Genomic DNA, 25,044 nt, shown 5'->3' on the forward strand with positions numbered 1-25,044 from the left:
CAGTATCGATTAATGGAATTTATAGTGCATTTAGAAGAAAGACGGAGTTTCAAATTTTTTAAAAGATTTTAAGGTATAATGATTTTTTGACTAATTTTTCCGTTAGAAGTAGTAAGCGTAACAATATATACTCCAGAACTTAATTGACCAATTGGCAATTGAAAATTATTTTGGATTAAAGAGGACGCACTCCAATTCCTAATTCTTTTTCCGCTCATGTCGTACAATGACGCATCTTTGATTTCGACTTCATCATTGTTCTTTTGAATTGTTATCGTACGATTATTTTGCTGGTATGCAACTATCACTGCAGAATTGTTTACATCAGAAGAATTCACAGCTAGTGTCGGTTCTGCATTTGAATTTTTAAAAGTTAATGAAAAACGGTCAAGGTACTCGCCAGCATCTAGGGTTATTTCATAGGAATCAGAAGTTATATCGTGATATGTATTACTTAATTTATCAAGAATATAGAATTTTTCGTTATTGTCAAAATTTTCGATTCCATCTAAAGTGAAGATCACTGTACCTGTTTGATCTGCTTTTAAAGCAAGTGGGAAAGTAGCATTGTTGTCAAAAGTACCTTCGCCCTGAATCACCAGTTTTATACCATTACTAATAAAAGACATATCGTTAGGAAAAGCATCTAGCAAATAAGCATCATAGCCATCATCAAATGCAGCTGTTGCTTTATTATCTATAAAACCAAGAAGCACCTGTCTGTGAAAGTTTACAGCTGAGGTATATCCTAATCGTATTTTTTTATAATGGTCATTATCTACAATTGGATCGTTACTATTATCATTGTAAATAGTACTTTTTCCGCTACTATTTGTTCGAAATGTTGCATTTGAAATCTCAGATTCATCCTCTTTATGAAAAGCTCTTTGGCTATTTTTATAAATCACAGGTCCACCTGTACCTGCTTTTCCGTATACAAAAAAAGCTTGTCCTACAGGTATGTACTGGTATGGAGCACCTTTTGAACTAAGTCCGTTTCCACTAATAAGCGTCGTTGATGATGCATTTGCAGGAATACCGCCGGTAAGATTTAAAACAGCATAACCACCTTGGTAATCTCGTAATATGTGAGTATTATTAGTTGTATAATGTTCCCAGAAGTAAATATTTCCATCAAACGATGTGCTATTATCATTTATGAAGGCTTTGGAATCTAGTGCAGACGGGTAAGGGTTACCGGTAAGCAATAGCTGGCTAGCTCCAACTACGTTAGAAGAAATAGTACCATTGTTTGGCTTACCGACAAAAGTATAGTTCTGAGAAGTACTCGGACCATTGTTACCTTTCATTGTAAATCCTTGTCCGGTTCTTAAAGTTCCGGTCTCATTTATTTGTACCCAGTTGGCATATGCATTGCTGTAATTATCAAATTTGTACAACCAATAGCGCGCTACACTAATAGGTGAAGTAGTTGCTCCATCATAACCCCCAATCCAATTAATGTTTTGAGGAACAGTTGTAGTGCCATCTCTAAGAACATCTTGAACACTGTGCTCACTATTGTTTTGTGTGGAATTAATTCGACTTACTGGTGATGCCCAATAGTTGTAGTTGTATTTATTGCCTTGCCCTTGTTGGTCTCTTTCGATAAATCCCGCACTTGCTACATCAAGGATACTACCTTCAGTTTGCACTAATTGTGATTTTCCTACCAAATCAAGTTTACCGTCAAGTTTGAAATATTTTGAGATTTCAATTTTATTATTGGTATTAGCACTGAGGGTATTGCTTTCTACCAATAATCCAAGAACGGTTTTGTTACCGTCTGTTGTAATCGCATTGCTTGTTTGAACAATGTTCCATTTTATTGGAGTACTGCCGTCAACACCAAGGGTATTGGGAATATTCCATACACTGCCATAAGTCCATGTAGTACTGTTCTCCCAGCTATTGTCCGTGCTAGAAGTATAAGGCAAAGGGGCATTTTCAGGTTGAGCACTTTCGATACCAATTAATCGACCTTTACGCAGATTGGCAGATTTGTCCACTAAATTTCCATTAACGAGGTCAGTGGGTTGTTTCATTGGGAAATAAGCTTGCAAGTTGTTCCAACTAAGGCCGTCAATGGCCAACGGCACAGATGCACCAAAAACCGACGTACTGCTTTTTAGAATTCTTTGGTTCATCATTTGATGCATTTGATCTTCCGTCAACGCGATATTCCAAACACGAAATTCTTGCATCCAACCGTTAAAAAAATTAGTTGGTAGGTAAGGACTCGTAGTGCTTGGTGCCATAGCACCCAAAACACATTTTGCACTGCTGTTTGCAATTGGGTTTGTACCGCTCACTGGTGACTGTACCGCCACACCATCGATATATAATTGATAAGCAGTTCCATTAAAAGTGACTGCAACATGATACCACCTTCCTGTGGATACTGGATATAGCGAAGTGATTGAGCCAGTGGTATTCCATTTAAAAGAGATCATATTGTTAACTATACGCAAATCATATCCATCGGTTAAGGAGGATGCAGTTCTTTTAGAAAATATAGTTTGAACAGCTCCGTTAGTTTGTCCTGGTTTGATCCAAGTTTCTACAGAAAATGATCCGCTATTTAAATTGTAATTGTTATCGAAACTGACATGGTCATTTATACCATCAAAATCTAATTTGTTACACAGACCAATGTTGACAGTCGTGTCGTCTATAATTGGTGAACACGCTCCTCCGCCATAAGGTACTGTCCAACGCAAGGTGTATACGCCAGAATTTGGACTAGAAAATTCAGAATTAGGATTGGTTACATCAGAAAAAACTTCGCCTCCGCCTGCAGGGCCGCTCACCACGGACCAAGATCCCGTAGTGCTAGTAGTTGCCTCCAAAGTAACAGATGATAAACCGCAAGTTGCTGGTGCTTTGTCGGGCCCTGCCAAAACTGCAAAGCACGTACTACTGCTACTATTAAAATTTACAACTATAGGATTATCGATTAAATTAAAACAACCTGTAGAATAATCTATTCCTTGTGACACAGGATCACTAAAGCTAACATTTGTAACCGAACCATTTCCGGCGATAGTTCCATTTAGCGAAATGGCATTGTTGCAACCCAAATTGAATAGGGTGGCACAATCTGTAGTCAATTTAATCTTAAACAGCAAACTTCCGAGTAAAGTGTCAGGGTCTGATGGTAAGGGGATATTTCCAACATTCCAGATAATGGCATTCAAACTACTATCAAAGTAGGGAGCATTGGCTGGTGAAAATGTACTGTGAATAGCTGACGTACTAATACTGCTGATCGTGTATAGGGTAGAGGCAGGAATCGGAATGGTGATTATAGTGTTTTTAGTACTTTCACTACCATTGTTTTTGATGTCTATTTTGTATTGAATTTCGTCTCCTGGCAAAGCTGTCAACGGTAGCGTAGGCGTCACTCCTGCGATGGTATTAACTTTTACTGAGGCTATGGGTTTTGGAATATAGGCATCAACTGCCATGGCAAAGGCAAAAATTGAAAATTTATCATTGCTAGAACTGTATCTAAAAGTGGTGGAGGTTTGGCCGTTGGCAATGATTGGGTTTCCTACGTTTGGGACGTTGAACATCGAAATATCCATTCCTGTATTGTTGAGATAATTTGGGCTTCGGCTGTTGCCATCGGTGTAAATAGAAGAGTTGAAAAAGTTATTAGCTGTATTACCAGCATGTGACAATGTTAGATAGTTATAACTATTATAAGGAGCTATTGGTTTATTAAGCTTTAAGATTTCTAGAGCATCACCCGTTCTATTTCTATCTCCTTCGCTAGCCATAACTCCCAATTTCATGACCACATCACCACTTAAGGTAGCAAAAAAACCATCGATCGGAATCGTACCTGTGTTCCCAAGATCGACATATGCGTATCCGTCAAAAATGGTCACGGCACGATCTTTCATTTTTGGATTTTCATAGACTACAATAATACCCCAACCACCAAGGTATCCAGGACTGTTACTGCCTTCGACCAAGGCAATGTCTGCTACGGTGTAGCTACCAACACCATTTGTTTTTACATAATCGGTAATCTCTTGATAACCCACAAAAATATCATCGTCTGAGTTTTTAGGATAGTATATAGCAGCAGTAGATGCTGTGATTGTTGTGTAATTAGAAGCTAGCCCACCTTTTAGTTTTACTATTTTTTTGTCATATGTGTTGGTTACACTTCCTTTGGTTACTGTAAAAGGGGAATTATTATTGATTTTAGATTTTCCTGTCCAATACAGTCCGGCATAAATTACTTTTGAGCAATCAGGGTTGGCAATGCCCCCTTCTGTAGAGAAACCGAGAGTCGCAGAGGATGAATTGAGTGTGCTACTGTCTCCATCAATATCTACAAAATACATGTTGCTTCCAGTATTATCAACAGTAGTACTACTTCCACTTGTAGTCATGTTTGTGTTTCCGATCATAGTAAAATCACCTTTGATGTTATATATCTTCTTGGAAGTAGAATAAGAAGATGTTCTTTGGGTGAAAGGAACACGAAGTTGCGCATATAGTTCGATCGTAGGTATACACAGGAGTATGATATACACTAGAAGATTGGTTAATTTTTTTATCGTAAAGTAATTTTGTTCCATATCAAAAGCATTAGAAGCTTACTGTTTTTCTTAAAGTAATTCTCAATTTTGAATTGCTATGAATGGGCAAAATTGGAACTTATATTTTTTTTTGGATTATACTATTACAAGTTTTGACTTTTTTTTTGAAAGTTGCAGAACTATCGAAGTATTTAATACACTGTTCGAATATAAGGGTAAATCAGATTAAAATACAAATAAAAACGTTTAAATGCATTGTTCTAGTATTATTGTAATTTAAATAATGTTAATTAATTTATTGGTTTTTAGTATGAACTTAATATAATCAAGGGTGTGTGGGGAAGTTTTATCGTATATGAGTGATATAAATCTCAAGGAATAACTTGAACTTTATAATCGAATGCTGTAACAATTATTTCAAATCATCATCTAGCGATTGATCAGTGAAATGTTCTAAATTGAAAATATAATAACCATTTTAGGTTTATTTAAATGTTCGTCTTTAATAATACTAAGATTAAATCCAATTGAATTATGCTGTCTTCTTTTTAAAATTTAATAATTAAGTGGTAAGTTTGTTATCATCTAAAAAAAATAAACGATTCATTTTAAATCGAACATAACGATAAATTTTAAATATGAAAATAGTAGTAACTGGAGGTTTGGGTTTTATTGGTTCACATACAGTAGTAGAGTTGCAAAATGAAGGTTATGAAGTTGTGATTATTGACAATTTATCAAACTCTTCTGAAGATGTTATTAAAGGAATTGTTGCCATCACAGGAAAGACACCAATTTTCGAGAAATTAGATCTAAGAGATAAAAGCTCGGTAAAAGTTTTTTTTGAAAAGTATACAGACATTAATGGTGTTATTCACTTTGCAGCTTCTAAGGCGGTAGGAGAGAGCGTGAAAAATCCTTTATTGTATTATGAAAATAATATTTCATCACTGATCTATTTGTTACAGGAATTAGAAAAGAAAGAAGAAGCTAATTTTATTTTCAGTTCTTCTTGCACTGTATATGGTCAAGCAGATAATATGCCAATAGATGAAAACGCATCTGTGAAACCTGCGATGTCTCCTTATGGAAATACGAAACAAATAGGGGAGGAAATTATAATTGATGTCGCTAAGGTGAGTAGTGTAAATGCAATTTTATTGCGCTATTTTAATCCAATTGGAGCACATCCATCTGCAGAAATTGGTGAATTACCTATCGGAGTTCCTCAAAATTTAGTTCCATTTATAACGCAAACAGGTATTGGATTGCGCAAAGAGTTAATGGTTTATGGAGATAATTATGATACGCCAGATGGTACTTGTATTCGTGATTATATTCATGTTGTAGATTTGGCAAAAGCACATGTTATGGCATTACAACGTCTACTGAATAAAAAAAATATAGAAAAAGTAGAAACATTTAATTTAGGCACAGGAGTAGGAAGCTCTGTACTTGAAGTGATAAAAAGTTTTGAAAAAGTAAGCGATAAGCCTTTTCCATTTCAGATTGTAGCACGACGTGAGGGTGATGTAACCATGGCATATGCGAGTACAGACAAAGCAAATCAAGTATTGGGATGGAAGACAGAATCATCTTTGGACGATGCTATTGAAAGTGCATGGAAATGGGAAACAAAGATTAGAAATAAATAATATAACAGTGTTTAACTGAATCAGTGTGCCCTTGTTTTAGAATAAAAAAGCTCTCTCATTAATAATGTAGAGAGCTTTTGTTTGTTTTTTAATTCCTTATATTGCCTTTTTTAGTGTCAAATGATAGGTGCGAATTTAGATAACGATAGTTTAGTAAGCATTATGAGCAAAAAGGTTTTTAAGATTGAAGAAAATACCGATGTACCAAAATACCAACAATTAGTAGATGCAATTAAATTTGCAATTGCAAAAAATGAATTGGTAATTGGAGAGGAATTGCCATCTGTAAGCAGCGTGAGCAAGTCTAGCAAGATGTCTCGCGAAACAGTCTATAAAGCATACCTTATTCTTAAAGATCAAAATATAATTGATTCTGTTCCTAGTAAAGGTTATTATGTAACAGGAGAAACACGACGAGTATTACTTGTTGTGGATACCTTTAAAGCTTACAAAGAAGTTTTATATCATTCCTTTATAAATAATTTACCAGATAATTTTATTACAGATGTTCAATTTCATCATTACAATATTGATAATTTTAAGACGATTATCGACACCAGTTTAGGCAAGTACTATAAGTATATAATCATGCCTTTTGACAATGAAAAAATTCCAGAAATTTTGAATACTATTCCAACTGACAGATTGTTATTGATAGATTGGAATATTTATTCGACACCTCAAAATAACTTCGTCTATCAAGACTTTGGTCAAGCCTTTTACAACTGTTTGGTAGAAGCATCCTCTTTACTTAAAAAATATACAGCAATTCATTTTGTCTATCCAAGCTTTACTAATCACAGTATTGAATCAGTTACTTTTTTTGAGAAATATGCAGATAAATTCAATTTCGATTACAAAATAATTACCAATATAAAAGATTGGCAAATTGAGAAAAATGTAGTTTATATAAGTGTGAGTGACCGATTTTTGGGTCAATTTTTAGAGCAATGTCAGGAGCAAAATTTTGAACCGGGTAAAGATGTTGGATTTTTATCCTATAATGAGACACCAATGAAGAAATTCATTTACAAAGGCATTTCGGTAGTATCGACAGATTTTAAGGAATTAGGAATGTATGCTGCAGCTTTTGTAACCAATAATGAGCCTATTCAGCATTATGTAGGGACCAAACTTATAATAAGAGAGTCATTGTAAATTGGTTTACAATAACTCTCTTTCTGATTGACTTTCTTAAACTATTTTGGAAATCTTTAGTTTAGAGCTACTTTAGATTTTTACTTTGAATATTAGTTTTTTAATTTCTCCGGCACCCATCATCGAAGCGTGACAATCTTCAGGGTAGAGAATTGCAAATTGATTATTGGTCAATTCGAAAAAAGTATCTGGAGTATCCTTCCAGAAACGTACATCTTTTTCTGTATTGTATTCTCCGTTTGGTTGGTTGCACTTTTCTCTTGGTTTCCAAGCATAAGTTTCTAAACCTTGTACACATACTTGAATATCAATGTGGTTGTCATGACATTCAAAAAATTGTAAAGCCTCTACTTTATTACTATTTGCTTGAGCAGTGTTTACAATTACTCTAAGGTTTTCAGAGATTGTGGTCATTCCATCTGGCAATGACGCGATGTTATTTTGAGCTATGAAGTCAAAAGCGGCTTCAAAGTTTGGATTTAACAGAAAATATTTGCTTGCATTTTTTAAGCTATCTATAATCATAATGATTTTTATTAAAATTAAATTTTAAAATTGTTCGTATACGGAAATGCTAAATTATAGATAATTACTCGCTTTGAATTCTTAAATTTGAAAAATGAATTCAATTTATAAATTAATTAACAATAATTTTAAATACTCGATATTATTATAACAATAAAAGAAATAGCAAGATTAGCAAATGTTTCTACTGGTACAGTCGATCGCATAATTCATAAACGTGGGCATGTAGCTCAAGAAAACGTTGACAAAGTGAATGCAATTATAAAAGAACACGGTTACAAACGTAATGTCTTTGCAAGCAACTTAGCTTTTAATAAAAAGTTTGTTTTTGCTGTTTTTTTACCAAAATACGACACTATAGAATATTGGCACAATCAAATTAAGGGTATAGAAAAAGCAGAACAAGAATACCGTAATTTGGGCGTTGTGCTGGATTATTATTTTTATGATTTCGATTCAACTTCTTTTAAGAATAAAGCGAGTGAAGTTCTGAAATCTAATTTTGATGGAATTTTGTTTGCTCCAATATTCCATGATGAATCTGTTCTTTTTCTGGAGGAATGTCAAAAAAAACAAGTTCCTATCGTGATGGTCGACGCCAATATTGAAACGTCAATTGCGCACACATATGTAGGGCAAGATGCTTTTAAAAGTGGTGTTCTTGCAGGTAAACTAATTAGTTTTGCAGTTAAAAGTGAGCGTCGAGTACTCGTGGTCAAAATAGCTAGAGAAATTGAAACGACTTCTGTCTACTTACAACGCATTGCAGGTTTTTATTCTTTTTTCGAAAAAAATAAAAATTTAGAACATTTTAAATTTACAGAGCTTACCATAAAAGATTCAGGTAAAGAGTTGTTAAATGTAAATATGTTTGCAGGCATTCATAGTGTTTTTGTGCCCAATTCAAGAGCATATATGGTCGCCCAATTTTTAGAAGCAAATCATATAGTAGGTATTCGAATTATAGGGTATGATCTACTAGAGCTAAATAAGGAATATTTAAAGAAAGGTATAATTGATTTTTTAATTCATCAAAAACCAGAAATTCAAGGTTACACTGCAATTGGTTTTTTGTATAAACAGTTAGTACTTCAAGAACCAGTCCCGCAAACGCAATACATGCCGCTAGAAATTATCGTCAAAGAAAATTTAGAATAGCATTGGGACAATTTCTCTTCATATAAAAAATAAATTGGCTTATTTTTTATGAGATATATAAAAATATGCAGGATTAATTTCCAATTAGATTAAAATCTAACTAAAATACAATCGATTGGATTTTAATTTTTGTTATATTTGTCCAAGCTTAATTATATAAATTGGTAATTGTTTGATTGATAATCAATTACAATGATTTGGAAATTTTCATGTGAACTGAAAAATTCGATAATTCTCTTGCGTTTTAGGATATGAAACAGGTTATTGCAAAATATTTTAATTATTTTTATAAATGAAATTATCAGCCTCACTGTTCTTAATTATTTAAAAAGCGATAGTATTATATTTTACATCTCTCGGTTTAAAACATAAAGCTATAAATCGTGAGAAAACATTGTTAATCTACAGTAGTTATATCGTGCAATAATAGCATATAATATTATTTCGCATTACAATTCTATCTGTAAATAGCTATGATAAAAAACTAATTTCAATCCGTTTAAATTTTATACAAATAATGAATTTTAGAAATTATATAATTTACCTTTTATGTTTAGTCTCTAATTTAGCTACTGGACAATTTAATAATTTAAAATTTGAAAATTTAGACACCTTCAATGGATTGTCAAGTAGTACATGTGTCGAAATATTTCAAGACAAGGAAGGTTTTTTATGGTTTGGAACAATTGATGGGCTTAATAAGTATAACGGTTATGAGTTCGAAATTTTCAGATCGGTTCTTAAAGATTCAAAATCTTTAAGTAATAACAGAATAAATGTAATTGAAGAAGATAATGAAGGTAATTTATGGGTGGGTACCAACAATGGATTGAACCTCTTTAATAAAAAAACCAATAAGTTTACCCGAATCAATCTCTACCCTAAAAATTTGCCACAATCTGGGCAGATATATAGTTCGCAAAAAATCATCAATGACTTATTGTATGATGATATCAATAATACTTTATGGGTCGCTACCAATAATGGCGCTATCAAAATTGTATTGAGTGATTACAATCCCAATGTACAAAATTATCAGTTTTCTTATTTTACAAATAACAAATCAAATCATAATTCTATAGATAACAATACTGTGAATGTTATTTTGAAAGATGCAGAAAATACCATCTGGATTTCAACAAACGGCGATAACTTAAATAGATACAGCAGTAAGGCTAACAATTTTAAAAGAATTTATATTCAAAAAAGTAAGTCGTATGAGTTAAATCATATCCCCAAAAAGATTTTGATTGATGCCGAAGGCGATTTTTGGATTGGTAACGACCTCTCTAATTTAGTAGTGTGGAATCGAAAAGCAAATACCTTCAGTCATGTATCTGTTGTCAATTCAAGAAGTCCTATACTAGATATTTACCAAGATAAAAAAGGTGTTTTTTGGGCATCTGTTGATGCTTCAGGTTTGTTTTTATTTACCAAGAAGAACGGTAAAATCGAAACTAAAAAGCACATTACTGATAATTTTCTAGACCCGTTCTCGCTTCCTAATAATAAGCCGAGCAAAATTTTTGAAGACCGAAAAGGGATTTATTGGATTGGAAGCTATGACAAAGGGGTTAGTAAATTAGACCCATCTAGTTACTCTTTTGGTCATTACTATTACCAACCTAATGAGCCAAACGGATTAAGTCAGAAAGCAGTGCAGTCTGTATTGCAAGATTCGAAAGGAAGAATTTGGATTAGCGCCTATAATGGAGGACTCGATCTTTTTGACGAACAAACTAAGTCTTTTAAACATTATGTAAGCAAGCCAAATGGATTAAGCTCAAATAAAATTCTTTATACTTTTGAGACTAGTGATGGTAATATTTGGGTATGCACACTAGATGGTGGTGTTTGTAAATTTAATCCTGATGAAAATACATTCGAAACTTTTTTACATAACAATCAAGATCCAAAATCAATTGGTCAGAGTTCTGTTTGGACAGGAATAGAAGACAGCCAAAAAAGAATTTGGTTTGGTTTGCGTACAGAAGGCCTGAGTGTTTATAATCCAGAAAACAAACACTTTACAAATTTTAAAAGTGCTTACGGCAAAAAAAATAGTCTAGCGAGTAATTCTGTAATTTGTACTTTTATTGATAGTAAAAACAGGTTGTATATAGGTACCTCGCTAGGACTGAATATCGTAAATTTAGATAAATTAAAAGGAGCCATTCCTAAGAATATTGATTTTTTAAATGTAAAAGGATACGGTATTGAAGGGGAAGGTGTAAACTATGTCGCAGAAGATCATAATAAAAATATTTGGATAGGATCTGATAGTGGATTGTATAAACTAGATTCTAATCTGAATTTATTGAAATCATATTCTTCAGAAAATGGATTGCCTAATAACCTTGTAGTTGGAATTAAAGAAGATAATAATTTCAATATGTGGATTACAACCAAAGGCGGTTTGTCCTTTTTGAATCCGAAAACGCATCAATTTAAAAACTTTAATACACATGATGGTTTGCAAGGAACAGAGTTTCAGAGCAAGTCTATTGAGAAAACAAAAAGTGGTAGGATCATCATTGGTGGAATTAATGGGTTTAACATCTTTCAGCCCAATGATATAAAATCTACAAAATCGGTTGTCTTAGAACCTCAAATAACTAAATTTAAACTAAACAATAAATTAGTTGTTCCGGGAGATTCTATAAACGGAAGAATTCTTTTGAACAAGAGTATTTCTGAGATAAAAGAATTAAAACTTAACTACAATGAGAATTATATTTCTCTCGAATTTATCGCACTTTATTTAGACAATCCAGAGCAAGTAAAATATGCTTATCGAATGAAAGGGCTTGATGATGAATTTATCAAGGTAGGATCAAATCGAGTTGTCAATCTCTCTAACCTACAATCTGGAGATTATACCTTTGAGGTAAAAGCCTCTACTAGCGAACAGTGGAACACAGCCGAAACTGCATTTGTGCACATTAAAATTCTACCGCCATTATGGAAGACGTGGTGGGCCTATTTGATATATTTTATTCTTGGAGGTTTTATTCTTTGGTTTATTATGGATTATTACACCTCAAAGGTGCAGGAAAATCAAAAGCATGAGTTAGAGCAAATGAAATTTCAATTCTTTGTAAATGTATCTCATGAGTTTAGAACCCCTCTTACACTTATCTTAAATCCAGTTGATAAAATTTTGACAGGAGTTAATAATGATCCAGAGGTTATAAAAGCATCAGCAATATCCATTCAACGAAGTGCAAGAAGACTTTTGCATTTAGTCAATCAATTACTAGATTATAGAAAGATGGATGTAGGGATGTCTCCCTTACAGATAGAAAAAGGAGATATAGTGAAATTTGGAGAAGACATCTTTTCACTTTTTAGAGACTTGGCTGTTAAAAAAGAGATCAACTACACGTTTAAAAGTAATGCCGCGGGTATAAAATGTCTTTTTGACTTTGATAAAGTTGAAAAGATTATAACCAACTTACTCTCAAATGCGATAAAATTTACTAATCAGGGAGGAGAAATAGAAGTGTCTATTGACCGAATTAAAAAAGAAGCTACCAAAACGAAATTTCCGTTTATGGGGAAAAAGAAGTTGGTCGATTATATCGAGATTAAAGTTAAGGATTCAGGTGTCGGTTTAAGTAAGGAGCAAAAGAAAAATATTTTCTCTCGATTTTATAATTTAGATGCTACTAAGTCTGGAACGGGTATTGGACTTAACTTTACAAAAGCACTAGTCGAAATTCATGGAGGTGAAATATTTGTAAAAAGTAAACATCATCAAGGTACCACCTTTACAGTATTAATTCCGCTAGACATTAAATCAAAAGCCAAGAAAGTAGAGAATATTAAGAACGAATTCTTGATCAACTCTAAAGAAGCGGTCAATTATGACATGATTATTTCAAATGACGACACACCAACACCTAGTACAGATAATAATACCAATACCAACGCAGACAAATTACCACTTATTTTAATTGTTGAAGATAATAAGGAGTTACGTAATCATTTGTATAATGATTTGAAAGCAAATTATAATGTCAAGCAAGCGGTAAACGGTGTGGTTGGATTAGAAATGGTTAAAAAACATTTTCCAGATATTGTCATAAGTGACGTCATGATGCCAAAGATGGATGGGTTTGAAATGTGTAAACAGATTAAAACAGATATAGATACTTCACATATTCCTGTAATTTTATTAACGGCTAGAACTCTAGAAGAAGACAGAATTGAGGGTTATGAAAATGGTGCCGATGGTTATTTGTCTAAACCATTTGTGACAAGCGTTTTGAGAGCGAGAATTAATAACTTATTAGAGTCTAAAAAAAGATTACAAAAAAGATTTTCAGAAATTGGAGGGATTTTACCTGCAAATGAAGTTACGACCAATAATTTAGATCAAGCTTTTTTAGACAAGGCAACGAGAATAATATTAGAAAACATAAGTGACATTGACTTTAAGCAAGAACAACTTTTAAGCGATATGGGTATTGGAAGATCGCAGTTCTACAGAAAAATAAATTCATTAACAGGAAACAATCCTAGTAATTTTATTCGAACAATTAGATTACGTTATGCTTCCGAATTATTGATAAAAAATAATTATTCGATAAAAGAAGTCACGCATATGTCTGGATTTAATTCAACTGCTTATTTCAGTAAAACGTTTAAGGAATTGTTTGATGTAACTCCAAGTCAATTTATAGAGGATAACGAGAAAAAAGACATTAGTTAATAGTAGTTCTGCTTTAAAATTTTTAGCCTGAATTAAACACAAATAGTACTTGTGTTTAATTCAGGCTTTTTTGCTATTAGTTGGCAGGTAATAAAATACCAATCTTAATTTAAATTTTGCTTAAAGAGGTATTTTGAAATTTCTGTTAAGTATTATCTGCGGGTAAATGGTAAGTTGACTATTCACATATACCATTAAATCAATTTGAAAAATTAATCATTCTAGCTTTTAACAGCTTGTTAAAAATGAGGCTAAATATTAAGGTTAAAATGAAGCTTATTACCATCTGGAATTTAAGCACATTAACTTGATTATAATTTCGATTCTTATAAATCAACGCTCCTCGTTTTGTGTAAATAATTAGCTTTTAGCTGATTATAAGGTACTCTAATTCATTATTTATAGTAAATGAGCAATAATTTATTTCTTATGGACTATGATTTATCTTCAAAACTGCTCTACTTTTTTATGTTTGTATTAATATGTTTTTAACATTATTTAACAATATATAATTTTGAATCAATGTGTGCTTTATTATTGGAATTGCAAAAATGGCATCCAATAGCTGTCATTACTTAATTCAGAACTAGGAGTTTTAGTGAATACTTTATCCCTATTCTTAAAAATATAATAAAAACCAATTATTAACTAACCAATATTTATCCATGAAAAGAAAACTATTTACGAAAAGTGCGACTACAACACTTTTTTTAATTATTCAAAAAAAGTGTCTTTTAATTAGGCGGAGCAATACTACTCCAATTCTAGAATTTACTAGAAAATCACACAGAGCATTAACTGCTTTATTTAATAAATCATCTTTTAATTTTATTCCCTATCACTATGTTTAAGTTAAAATTAAAAATTCAACAAATTATTTGCCTCGTAGCAGCCTTATTACTTGTAGGTTGTTCAGATGAGGAACGAGAAACAGCAAAAGCTGTAAGTGTGTATAGAATTGTTAAGGAAGATACTGGTAATTACAGTTACTTGGCAGCTGCTATAGATCGAGCAGGCTTGAAAGACCTATTAGATAGTGACGAAAGCAACGTTACATTACTTGCGCCAACTAACCAAGCCTTTATAGATGCTGGTTTTGCAAATGTAAACACTATTAGAATTACAGACCCAGCGTTACTGGCAAAAGTTTTACAATACCATATCATCGAGAATAAGTTTGAAACAAGTACTATTGTAGGTCCACAATCTATTACTAGTTTGGATGATAATGAACTGTTTTTTGATAAAAGAACAATGACTGGTAGCGTAGAGGGCAAGCCCGTTACACTAATTGATTTTTATGTAAATGGAGCTGATATATTAAGTAAAGATATCTTCGCTACAAACGGAAATGTGCAACTTATCAATAAATTACTAGTTCCAAAAACGACGAAGAATATTATGCAAGCGATGACAGCAAGAGCTGATTATTCGCTATTTGTAGCGGCTGTTAATAGAGCTAGTTTAGGAAGTGTAAATTATGCTGCTCAACTTTCATCTACAACTAATTATACTGTATTTGCTCCAACCAATGCTGCAATTACAGAGTTCTTATTAGGTAAATACAGCACTGAAGCTAAAATAGCTACTATTGATCCCAATATTATTGCCTCTGAATTAGTGGGGAATCATATTATTCTGAACGCCTACTTTAGTTATAACTTACTATTTAGTCCACTATCATTGAATCAAGGTAAGATCACTGTCAGTTCTGTTAAGTACTATAATGCTGCAAATTCTGTTGCAGGTACAAATACGGTGTTGAATGGTAGTTTATTAATCAGAAACAATGCTAACGAAATGGTGTCGAATGGATTTGTAAATGGGACAACTACTGTTTTTGCACTTCCAACGTCGCTTACTTTATTTGAAACTATCCAAGCAAATTTGAACTTGACCTATTTGATGGCTGCAATCGAAAGAGCAAGTGCCTCAGGTATAGATCTTAAAGGAATGCTATCTTCATCTGGAGAGCAGACATTATACGCTCCTACCAACCAAGCTTTTAGAAATGAAGGATATGAGTCAGTTGACATAATTTATGCTACTAGTCCTGAAATTTTAGCAGAATTGCTAACCAAGCATGTTTTTGCTGGCTATATCTATTCTAATTCTTATCCAGTGGGTAAATACACTGTGGAGAGTATCAGTGGTGTACCAGTTGAGTTTGACACCTCGTCCGACTTAGGTGTTTTTGGTGCCAAAGGGCCTCTAAATTTGTTATACGGGGCTGTTACTACAAAGGATGAAATAAGGACTAATGGTGTTTTTAATATTATTAATCAAGTCATTAAATAGCATATAAAAAGATGAAGAAAAACGTAAAAATAAAAAGTAGTACTAGTGGTGTTTTCAAAATCACTAAAAATTACAATTGGCTTGTTCTCTTTTTGTTGGTATTTTTTAATATCAATATTGCTACAGCACAAGAAAGAGTAATCACAGGAATTGTAGTTGATAATGCTGGTCAAGGTGTACCGGGCGCAGGAGTGAAGGTTAAAAATTCAAAGGTTTATGCTGCAACCTCTATAGATGGTAAATTTAGTATTAAGGCTGATAATAAATCGGTACTTCAATTTACATCTATTGGATTTGTAAGTAAAGAAGTTCTTGTGGGGAATAAATCTTCAGTTAATGTGACTTTAGATGAGGATTCACAAAACCTTAATGAGGTAATCGTTCAGACGGGTTACGGAACAACTAAGAAAATGGATTTAGCAGGATCTGTAGGAACCGTTAATGTTGTTGATTTACAAAAAGCACCCGTACGTTCTTTTGAAGAAGCACTTGCCGGAAGGGTAGCAGGAGTTCAAGTTATAGCGGGTGATGGTCAACCTGGAGATGCATTGAATATTGTGATTAGAGGAAATAACTCTATCAATAACAGTAATTCACCTCTATATGTAATCGATGGTTTTCCTATCGAAGATCCAGATAATAATGCAATTAACCCAGCAGAAATTGAGAGTATAGATATCCTTAAAGATGCTTCGGCAACCTCTATCTATGGATCAAGAGGTGCAAATGGGGTAATTGTAATTACAACCAAAAGAGGTAAAGTAGGAGCGCCTACAATTAGCTATAATCAATATTACGGTATCAATCAGATAACCAATAAGGTTGACCTGATGAATCCTTATGAATTTGTAAGACTTCAGGCTGATATTGATCCAGTTAGAGCTGCTAATACTTACTTTAAAGATGGTAAGACTTTGGAGTCTTATAGAGGAGTCGAAGGGGCCGATTTTCAAACGAAAGTATTTAGACCTGCAGCTTTTCAAAATCATTACATTTCTATGACTGGTGGTACAAAAGATACACGTTATTCTGTTTCAGGATCTATTACCGATCAAGAAGGAATTATCATCAATAGTGGATTTCAACGTTACCAAGCTAGAGCGACTCTAGACCAACAAGTGAATGATAATTTTAAAGTAGGAACAAATATTAATTATTCTGCTTCAAAATCATTTGGTCAAACACCTCGTAGTCAAAATAATGATGGTGGAAACAATGTTGCATTCAATTTGATGTACCAAGTTTGGGGGTACCGTCCTATTAGTGGATCAACTTTTAGTGTAGATGATTTATACGATGAGTTTATAGACGAAGAGACACTTGAAGAAGGTGTCTTTACTAGAGATTTAGTAAATCCTGTCGCTTCTTTTCAAAATGAGTACAGAGGTTCATTCAACAACACCTTTACAGGTAATTTATATGCAGAATATCAATTTAGTAAAGCATTAAAATACAGAATAACAGGGGGTGCTAATATCACTAATACGCGAAATGAAAATTTTTACAATTCAAAAACACGCAGAGGATCAGGAGAAGTTCTTGGAGTAAATGGTAGTATTGGTTTTGGAGATAGAAAAGATTATTCTGTTGAAAATGTTTTGACTTTTGACAAATCTTTCAATAAAAATCACCGACTAACTTTAACAGGGGTATATAGTTTTCAAACAAATAGCTCACAAAATTACGGTTATAGCGCAAACAATGTTCAAAATGAAAATTTGGGTATGGCAGCATTAGGGGGAGTTTTGAATACATATTCACAAACTTATTCAAATACCTCTACTTATAGGTTACAATCTTATGCCGCGAGAGCAAGTTATCAATTAGCAGGAGGTAAGTATATTTTTGGAGGTACGATTCGTGCAGATGGTTCTTCAAAATTTTCTCAAGAGAATCGCTATGGTGTATTTCCAGCAGGATCATTTGCCTGGAAATTTAATCAAGAGCAGTTTATTAAAAAACAAAATATCTTCTCAACAGGAAAATTAAGAGCAAGTTATGGTGTAGTAGGTAATAATAGAGTTGGAGATTTCGCTTACGTATCACTTATTTCTCAGTTAGCTGGTGGAAGACCACAGTATTACGGATTTGGGTCTGATATGAGTAATGCCAACCTAACTTATTTCATAAGCACTTTAGGAAATGAAAATGTAAAATGGGAAAGCACTAGACAAGTTGACGCTGGTCTAGAAGTTGGTTTCATGAAAGATCGATTATTGGTAGAGGTTGATTATTATAAAAAAACCACTTTCGACCTTTTATTAAATTCTAAACTCGCAGGAAGTGTTGGTAGTCCAACTAATATTATTAATAATATTGGTACCATTACCAATCAAGGATTTGAGTTTACATTAAACTCTACAAACATCAAAAGCAAAAATTTCAACTGGAACACTAGTTTCAATATCTCATTCAATAGAAATAGAATCGAGGAATTAAGTGGTGGAGATGATTATCTGGAAAGAAACGTAGGAGGTGCAGGTAATGCAATGAATACTGTTGTAGGTTATATTTCGCAAGTAGGAAAACCAATTACAGCAATGTACGGCTTTGTATATGAAGGAAATTATCAGGTAGAGGATTTTAATATACAACCGAATGGTTCTTATTTACTAAAACCAAATGTACCTTATGGAATCGGTGGAGAAATTGGACAAACAGCTACAACTGTTCAACCTGGAGATCCAAAATACAAAGATGTAAATGGAGATGGTTTGGTAAATAATAATGATAAAACGATTATCGGTAATCCTTTTCCAGTACATATTGGGGGGATGAGTAATAACTTCAAATACAAACAACTTGATTTAAATGTTTTCATGCAATGGTCCTATGGTAATGATACCTATAACGCAAACCGTTTGTACCTAGAAGGTGGGACACCAACAGGCTTTAACGGAAATCAGTTTGCTTCTTATGCTGATCGTTGGACAGAGGAAAATAGAAGTAATACTATGTACAGAGCAAATGCTACTGGTACTAGAGTTTATTCTACTCGTTTTGTTGAAGACGCGTCTTTTATTAGATTGAAAACAATCCAGTTAGGGTACAATTTTACGCCAGAGATGAGTGCTAAATTAAAATTGAAATCGCTTAGGATGTACGTTTCTGCTCAAAATTTGTTCACTTGGACCAACTATTCAGCAACAGATCCTGAAAATTCAACTAAAGGTAATACGCTTACTGCAGGTTATGATTTTTCGGCCTATCCTAGAGCATTGACAGTAACAGCAGGTTTTAATATTTCATTATAAAAACGAATCAAAATGAAAAAGAAAATAATCACACTAATAGCTTTAAGCAGCATTTTAAGTTTTAACTCCTGCTCCGATTTTCTGGATACAGAGCCTACTAGTATCACATTAGAAACCTATTTTAATAATGAGTTTGAGCTTAATACTTTTTTAAATGGTGTCTATGACCCCATGAATAGCACCAATTTTTACTCGTCCAATTATCAGATGATTATGGCGCAAAGTACAGATGAGTCTTATAATAGATCAGGTGTTACAGGTTCTACTGTAGGAACCTATACTGCTTTACCTTCTAATACTGACCTTTCTAATTTTTGGAATACACTTTACGTTGGAATTAATAGAGCAAATACTTTACTAGAAAATATAGACAAGGTACCCGATCTGACTCCAGAACGCAAAAATATATTTCTTGGAGAAACCAGGTTTCTAAGAGCGTATTACTTGTTTATAGCAACACAATGTTTTGGCGATGTTCCCTTAAGAACAAATTCGGTTACTACACCAGCCGATACTCATATTGCTTTTACGACTCAAAAGGAAGTTTATGATTTTGTAATTGCAGAGATGACTGCAGCAGAACAATTATTGAGCAAACAGACACCTACTACGATTGTTCCTTACCAGAGTGGTAGAGTGACCAATACGACAGTTCAAGGGATTCTTGCAAGAGCTTGTTTGTATGCAGCAGGTAATCCTATTAATGATACTAAAAGGTATGCTGAGGCAAAAACTTGGGCTCAAAAAGTAATAACATCAGGATTTCACAAATTGAACCCAAATTATGAGCAAGTATTTATCAATCACTCTCAAGATCTTTATGATGTAGCCAACAAAGAGAGCATGTGGGAAGTAGAATTTCACGCAGATCCATCTAACTCTGATCTTAGAGAAGGGATGAATGCAAATGCAATGCTTGTACCTCAGTACAATGGTATTACACCAAGTATGGGTAAAGGTTTATGTCAAGTTTTAGGTACTGCTATCTTGTATAGAAGTTATCAATCGTATTATAATTCTATCGTTTCTACTGACTTATCACCAGATAAGAGAAGAGATATCAATCTAGCTCCTTGGAGTTATACAGGTGGAAACGCGACTACAGATGCTATCAAAAGAGATGTAGCTTGGAACGCTTGGTGGGGTAGATGGCCTGGAAAATGGAAGAGAGAAAATGAATTGATTGCCTTCAATAACCAATCGTCACAAAACTGGCCAATCATTCGTTATGCTGATGTTATGTTAATGTATGCTGAGGCAGATAATGAGGTAAATGGACCAACAGTTGAATCGATTAATTTAGTCAATCAAATTAGATCGAGAGCTTATGGGACTTTATCGGCAACAAATAGTATAGAACTTACTATTACATCTGGAGGAAGCGGTTATACTATCGCTCCTACAGAAATTACAACAATAGGAGGGACTAGTACTCAAAAAGCAACTATAGGAACAACATTAGTTGGTGGTGCTGTAACCACTCTTACTATGAGTAACCCTGGTGCTTATGCTACATTACCAAGTACGATCTATTTGGGTACACAATGGGAAGCAAACAAAACCTTTATCACTAACTCAAATGTTGTTAACCCAAGTAATGGTTTGCTTTATAGAGTGACTACTGCTGGAGTATCGACATCGGTAGCTCCTACGCATACTTCAGGTGCATCTACAGCAGCTTCAACAGGTGCTGCATTTACTTATGTTGGCGTTGCTGCACAAGCTACTGCTGTTAAGGTAACTGGAATTTTATCCTCTGCTCAAACAGCATCAAAGGAAGAATTTAAAAAAGTAATACAAGACGAGCGCATGCGCGAATTGTGTTATGAAGCGGTTAGAAAAAGAGACTTAATTCGCTGGGGATTATTAGTATCAAAGGTTAAAGAAATGGGGGATCTAGCTAATAATGGAAGTTTAGAAAGATTTCCTAATAATGTTCAAATGATCATAGCGGCTCCAACATCTTCTTCTTTTAGAGTAATTGCTGCCAACTCAGGTTTAAATATTAGTGAGAAATGGAATTTGTTACCTATTCCGCTAGATGAGATTTCGAATAATAGATTTTCTAAACAAAATATTGGTTTCCAATAATTAAATAAAATTAGTACGATGAAAAAGATAATTTATACGATTATGATTTTAGGTATTATTGTGACATCTTGCAGTGATATCGATGTAGAAACCCCTGATTTTCAAGCTAGCTTAGGTAGTTTGAATTATAAAGTAGGAGACACAGTTAAATTTTCTATTACTGGGAAATCTGATTATGCTTACTTTTTTTCGGGAGAGTTAGGAAAAGAATATAGTAAACGTTCTATCTATGAAAATGAAGTAAATGGAGAGGCAGAATTTTCATTTAATAGTAATGTAACTCAGGGAGCAGCAGGTGTTAGTAATTTAAGTATATTAGTTTCAAATGACTTTAATAGCCTTTACGATAAGGTGAATGTAGAAAAAGCAACTTGGATAGATATTACAAACAAAGTAGCCTTGGGAACAAGTACAACAAATGTGGTATCTGGTGTTGTAGATTTGACATCCTACCAATCGCCAGGCAAACCCTTATTTATAGCGTACAGGTATCTAGGTCAAAATACAGCAACATTAAAGCAGCAGACTTGGACAGTGGGATTGTTTTCGTTTAAAACCAAACATGCAGATGGTGAAGTATATGTTAACGCAGCATCTTATTATGACGCATCATTTACAGCTGTTGATTTAAATGGGGGTGACGTTAACTGGAGTATTGGTTCAAGTGCCTTAACACACGTAGGGGTGGCAGCAGGTAATGAAGATGATAATGATTGGGCAATTTCTAAAGCAATCAATCTTAAAATTGCAACTGGAGATGCAGAAGGTGTAGAAACAATTAGAACATTAAACACTGGATTTACGCCAACAGAATATTCTTATGTGTATAATAAAGCAGGGACGTACAAGGCAACCATGGTAGCAGCCAATGCTACTTCTGAAGGTAGAAAAGAGAAAATTTCTGAATTTGCAATTGTAGTGACAGAATAACTTTCAATAATAACCAAAACCAAAGGGGAATGAGCACTATGCTTGTTCCTCTTTTTTTTTGTCGAAAATTATAGCCGTACAATATTCGACTTTAATAATGTAATAGCTGTCTGCTCAACACTCGAAGATGACCTTTTAAGGTGATTTTAGAAATTTTTTTAGATACATATACTTCAATGTGATTGTATTATACTCACGATTCAATTTTTTAAGAGCTGTTTTTTGAAATTTCACACAATTGGTTTAGTTCTAAAATTATTCCGTACGAAGTTTATTTAGAGTCTGAAGGTGAAGATAAGTAGTTCACGTAATTGAATTAACTCAAAAGTTGCCTTTTATAAATAACAAGCTCTATCAATAATGTAAAGTAGGAAGTGTATGAATCATCTTAAGAGAATGCTCTAGTTACAGTTGAGGTTTTTACATTATAGGAGTACTTAGACGTTGTAAGATTTATGCTGGCACTGTCTGTTATAGATTAAGTTTTTTTAAAAAATATCGGCATTTATAAGTGATAAATTGAAGTCTAAGTAGGATATTAATGATTTTATTATCGAATGTTATTGTATTTAACTTTATCGCACTCTTGGCGATTATTAACTCATATTCCTTTGATAGCTATTAAGTTTTTAACCTTTCGAACAAAATGAATATAGTTACCATTTGTTATGAAAGAAATACTTGTATTGCTTTCTTACTAATTACATTCTGCTACAATTGGGCACAAAAAAAATGCGGTAGTAACTGTAAAATTACTACCGCATTAACAAACAATCTACTAACTAAAACTCTAAAACTATCTTTGTAGGGAAATTAAATTCCCCATTGTATTTACCACCCTGGATTTTGATTTAATTTAGGGTTTAATTTTATTTCATCAATTGGAATTCCGCTTAAGTAACGAGCGATTGTCCAGTTGCGGTTTCCTGCAACATCAAGTAACAACGCACCAGGTTTTGTTGTCGCTATTCCAGCATATACAGAGGTACTCTGTTCTGAAGTTGTTAATCCTAATGGGAAACCAGCAGCGTTATAAATTTTTGTTGTTGGTGCCTTTGGATTAATTGCAGTTTCATATTCTGTACCTGTAATATAAGTTAGAGCTACATTTCTATTAAGTTCTTGAACAGCGATATTCCATCTCATTAAGTCATCATAACGTTGGTTTTCACCATCAAGCTCCAAAGCACGCTCGCGACGAATCTCACCTAACATTGTCAAGTCTGAATATGGCGCAATTAAGGCATTTGTTAAAGGTGCAACACCAGCACGAGCTCTTATTTTGTTAATTGAAAGATTAAGATCAGCATCAGAAATAGCTCCATTCCCTAGTTCTACAGTTGCTTCAGCATATATTAACATCACCTCTGCGTAACGCAATAAAGGCCAGTTTGGCGAAGCAGAATTCCCTTCTCTATTTTGTTGTTCCGACACAAATTTGCGTCCTTGATAACCAATATTACGTCCTCCACTTATACTTAGTAATTGTGGTACATAACGGTAATCAAATACAACACCACTAGTAGCAAATGTTTTTGTGTATTGAGCACCTCCACCATCAATTGCGGCACCACGACCCCAATATTCTTTTAATGGTTCTGCAACAAAGTTTGTTAAACGCAAATCACGATTTTTGAATTCATCTACCATATTGGTGTACCCTTGGAAAACAGCTGAGTGTTGCACTGGCAATCCATCTGTACACAAGTACATGTCCATCATTTTTCTTGAAGGCGTAACTGGTTTTGCATGAGAAATATTCTTATTAAGATTTCTTAATGTAAAATCATATACAGCTTGTATAATAAATTCTTTGTTGTCTGCCTTTGTCAGTCCTGCAGGGTTTGACCCTACTTCAAGATTGTATAAATAAAATAAATGGTTTTGACCAAGAGCAGTACTTCTTTTATCCCATAATTGAAACGATCCACTATTCATTACTTCTAGTGACAATTGTTTTGCACTAGTTAGCATACTTTCGACAGTTGGATACCCAGTTGGTTTTTTTGAACCAGCTCCAACACTTGTTCCATTTCCATCTGTTGCATCACCAACATATTTATCCCATGTTCCTTCGTATAATAATACACGTGCTTTAAAAGCTTTTGCGGCTTCTGTGGATAATTTTCCTTGTACTACTGCATTTGCTGCAGGCAATTTTGCAATTGCCACATCCAGGTCAGTTAAGATTTGGTAAACAACTTCATAACGACTGTTTCTCGCTGCTGTAACTTCTGGTGAATTGACATCTAACGATCTCGTCACAATTGGTACTCCTCCAAATCTCTTCAGCAGTGTAAAGTGGTGCCAAGCTCTAAAGAAGTAAGCTGCTCCGACAGATCCTGCAATATCATTTTGGTTACCAGAATATAAAGCTGCTTTTTCAATTAATTGATTAGGAGCTCTTAAATAAATGTAATTATTTTTCCAGATATCATCTTTATCAACGGGTGTAATAATACCTTGCCCATAATCTGGAGTTGTATAATTTCCAGATAAATCATGACCTTCTTCAATATCTTGGTACGCAAAACGAGTGTAAAAATAATTGGCTGCTGTTTCAAACTGTACAGCTGTCTCAAAATAAACCGCTTCTGTAACAGAATCCTGAGGTGTTTGATCTAGAAATTCTTCACAACTAGTGAAAAATAAAACAGCTATTAATAATGGTAGAATTTGAGTTCTAATTTTTATATTTTTCATCT

At 33.6% G+C, this 25,044-nt stretch carries 11 protein-coding genes; 8 read left to right on the forward strand and 3 right to left on the reverse strand.

What is annotated here, in order from left to right:
• Positions 1 to 68: 68 nt before the first annotated feature.
• On the reverse strand, positions 69 to 4,595 hold the full coding sequence (locus tag LXH21_RS11420; protein WP_239865927.1) for a LamG-like jellyroll fold domain-containing protein: 4,527 nt from the start codon (positions 4,593 to 4,595) through the stop codon (positions 69 to 71).
• 599 nt (positions 4,596 to 5,194) lie between these two features.
• Between LXH21_RS11420 and galE the strand changes: the two genes are divergently transcribed.
• Together galE and LXH21_RS11430 are read left to right on the forward strand one after the other, a co-directional pair.
• Complete coding sequence (galE, locus tag LXH21_RS11425; RefSeq protein WP_239865929.1) at positions 5,195 to 6,211, forward strand: UDP-glucose 4-epimerase GalE; 1,017 nt, start codon at positions 5,195 to 5,197, stop codon at positions 6,209 to 6,211.
• A 162-nt stretch (positions 6,212 to 6,373) separates the two neighbouring features.
• A complete protein-coding gene (locus LXH21_RS11430; protein ID WP_239865931.1) occupies positions 6,374 to 7,369 on the forward strand; it encodes a GntR family transcriptional regulator in 996 nt (331 codons plus the stop codon).
• A 72-nt stretch (positions 7,370 to 7,441) separates the two neighbouring features.
• On the opposite strand, the gene LXH21_RS11435 is transcribed toward LXH21_RS11430, so the two are convergent.
• Complete coding sequence (locus tag LXH21_RS11435) at positions 7,442 to 7,894, reverse strand: YhcH/YjgK/YiaL family protein (RefSeq protein ID WP_239865933.1); 453 nt, start codon at positions 7,892 to 7,894, stop codon at positions 7,442 to 7,444.
• A 162-nt stretch (positions 7,895 to 8,056) separates the two neighbouring features.
• Here LXH21_RS11435 and LXH21_RS11440 point away from each other — a divergent pair, with 162 nt between their 5' ends.
• From LXH21_RS11440 to LXH21_RS11465, 6 genes are all read left to right on the forward strand, one after another.
• A complete protein-coding gene (locus LXH21_RS11440; protein WP_317208811.1) occupies positions 8,057 to 9,052 on the forward strand; it encodes a substrate-binding domain-containing protein in 996 nt (331 codons plus the stop codon).
• A gap of 517 nt (positions 9,053 to 9,569) precedes the next feature.
• Entirely contained in the window at positions 9,570 to 13,766 is a 4,197-nt protein-coding gene (locus tag LXH21_RS11445) for a hybrid sensor histidine kinase/response regulator transcription factor (protein WP_239865935.1), read from the forward strand.
• An 843-nt stretch (positions 13,767 to 14,609) separates the two neighbouring features.
• Entirely contained in the window at positions 14,610 to 16,064 is a 1,455-nt protein-coding gene (locus LXH21_RS11450; RefSeq protein WP_239865937.1) for a fasciclin domain-containing protein, read from the forward strand.
• Positions 16,065 to 16,075: 11 nt separating this feature from the next.
• The gene (locus tag LXH21_RS11455) at positions 16,076 to 19,318 is read left to right on the forward strand and encodes a SusC/RagA family TonB-linked outer membrane protein (protein WP_239865939.1); all 3,243 of its coding nucleotides are present in this window, start codon (positions 16,076 to 16,078) and stop codon (positions 19,316 to 19,318) included.
• Between the two features lie 12 nt (positions 19,319 to 19,330).
• Positions 19,331 to 21,409 (forward strand): RagB/SusD family nutrient uptake outer membrane protein, encoded by a 2,079-nt coding sequence (locus LXH21_RS11460; protein WP_239865940.1) that lies wholly within the window; start codon positions 19,331 to 19,333, stop codon positions 21,407 to 21,409.
• Between the two features lie 18 nt (positions 21,410 to 21,427).
• Positions 21,428 to 22,339, forward strand: coding sequence for a DUF5017 domain-containing protein (locus LXH21_RS11465; protein ID WP_239865943.1), 912 nt, complete (start codon positions 21,428 to 21,430; stop codon positions 22,337 to 22,339).
• A gap of 831 nt (positions 22,340 to 23,170) precedes the next feature.
• On the opposite strand, the gene LXH21_RS11470 is transcribed toward LXH21_RS11465, so the two are convergent.
• Positions 23,171 to 25,042 (reverse strand): RagB/SusD family nutrient uptake outer membrane protein, encoded by a 1,872-nt coding sequence (locus LXH21_RS11470; RefSeq protein ID WP_239865953.1) that lies wholly within the window; start codon positions 25,040 to 25,042, stop codon positions 23,171 to 23,173.
• Positions 25,043 to 25,044: the final 2 nt, after the last annotated feature.

It is taken from the genome of Flavobacterium algicola, from assembly GCF_022399565.1.
In the GTDB taxonomy this organism is placed as follows: Bacteria; Bacteroidota; Bacteroidia; order Flavobacteriales; family Flavobacteriaceae; genus Flavobacterium; species Flavobacterium algicola.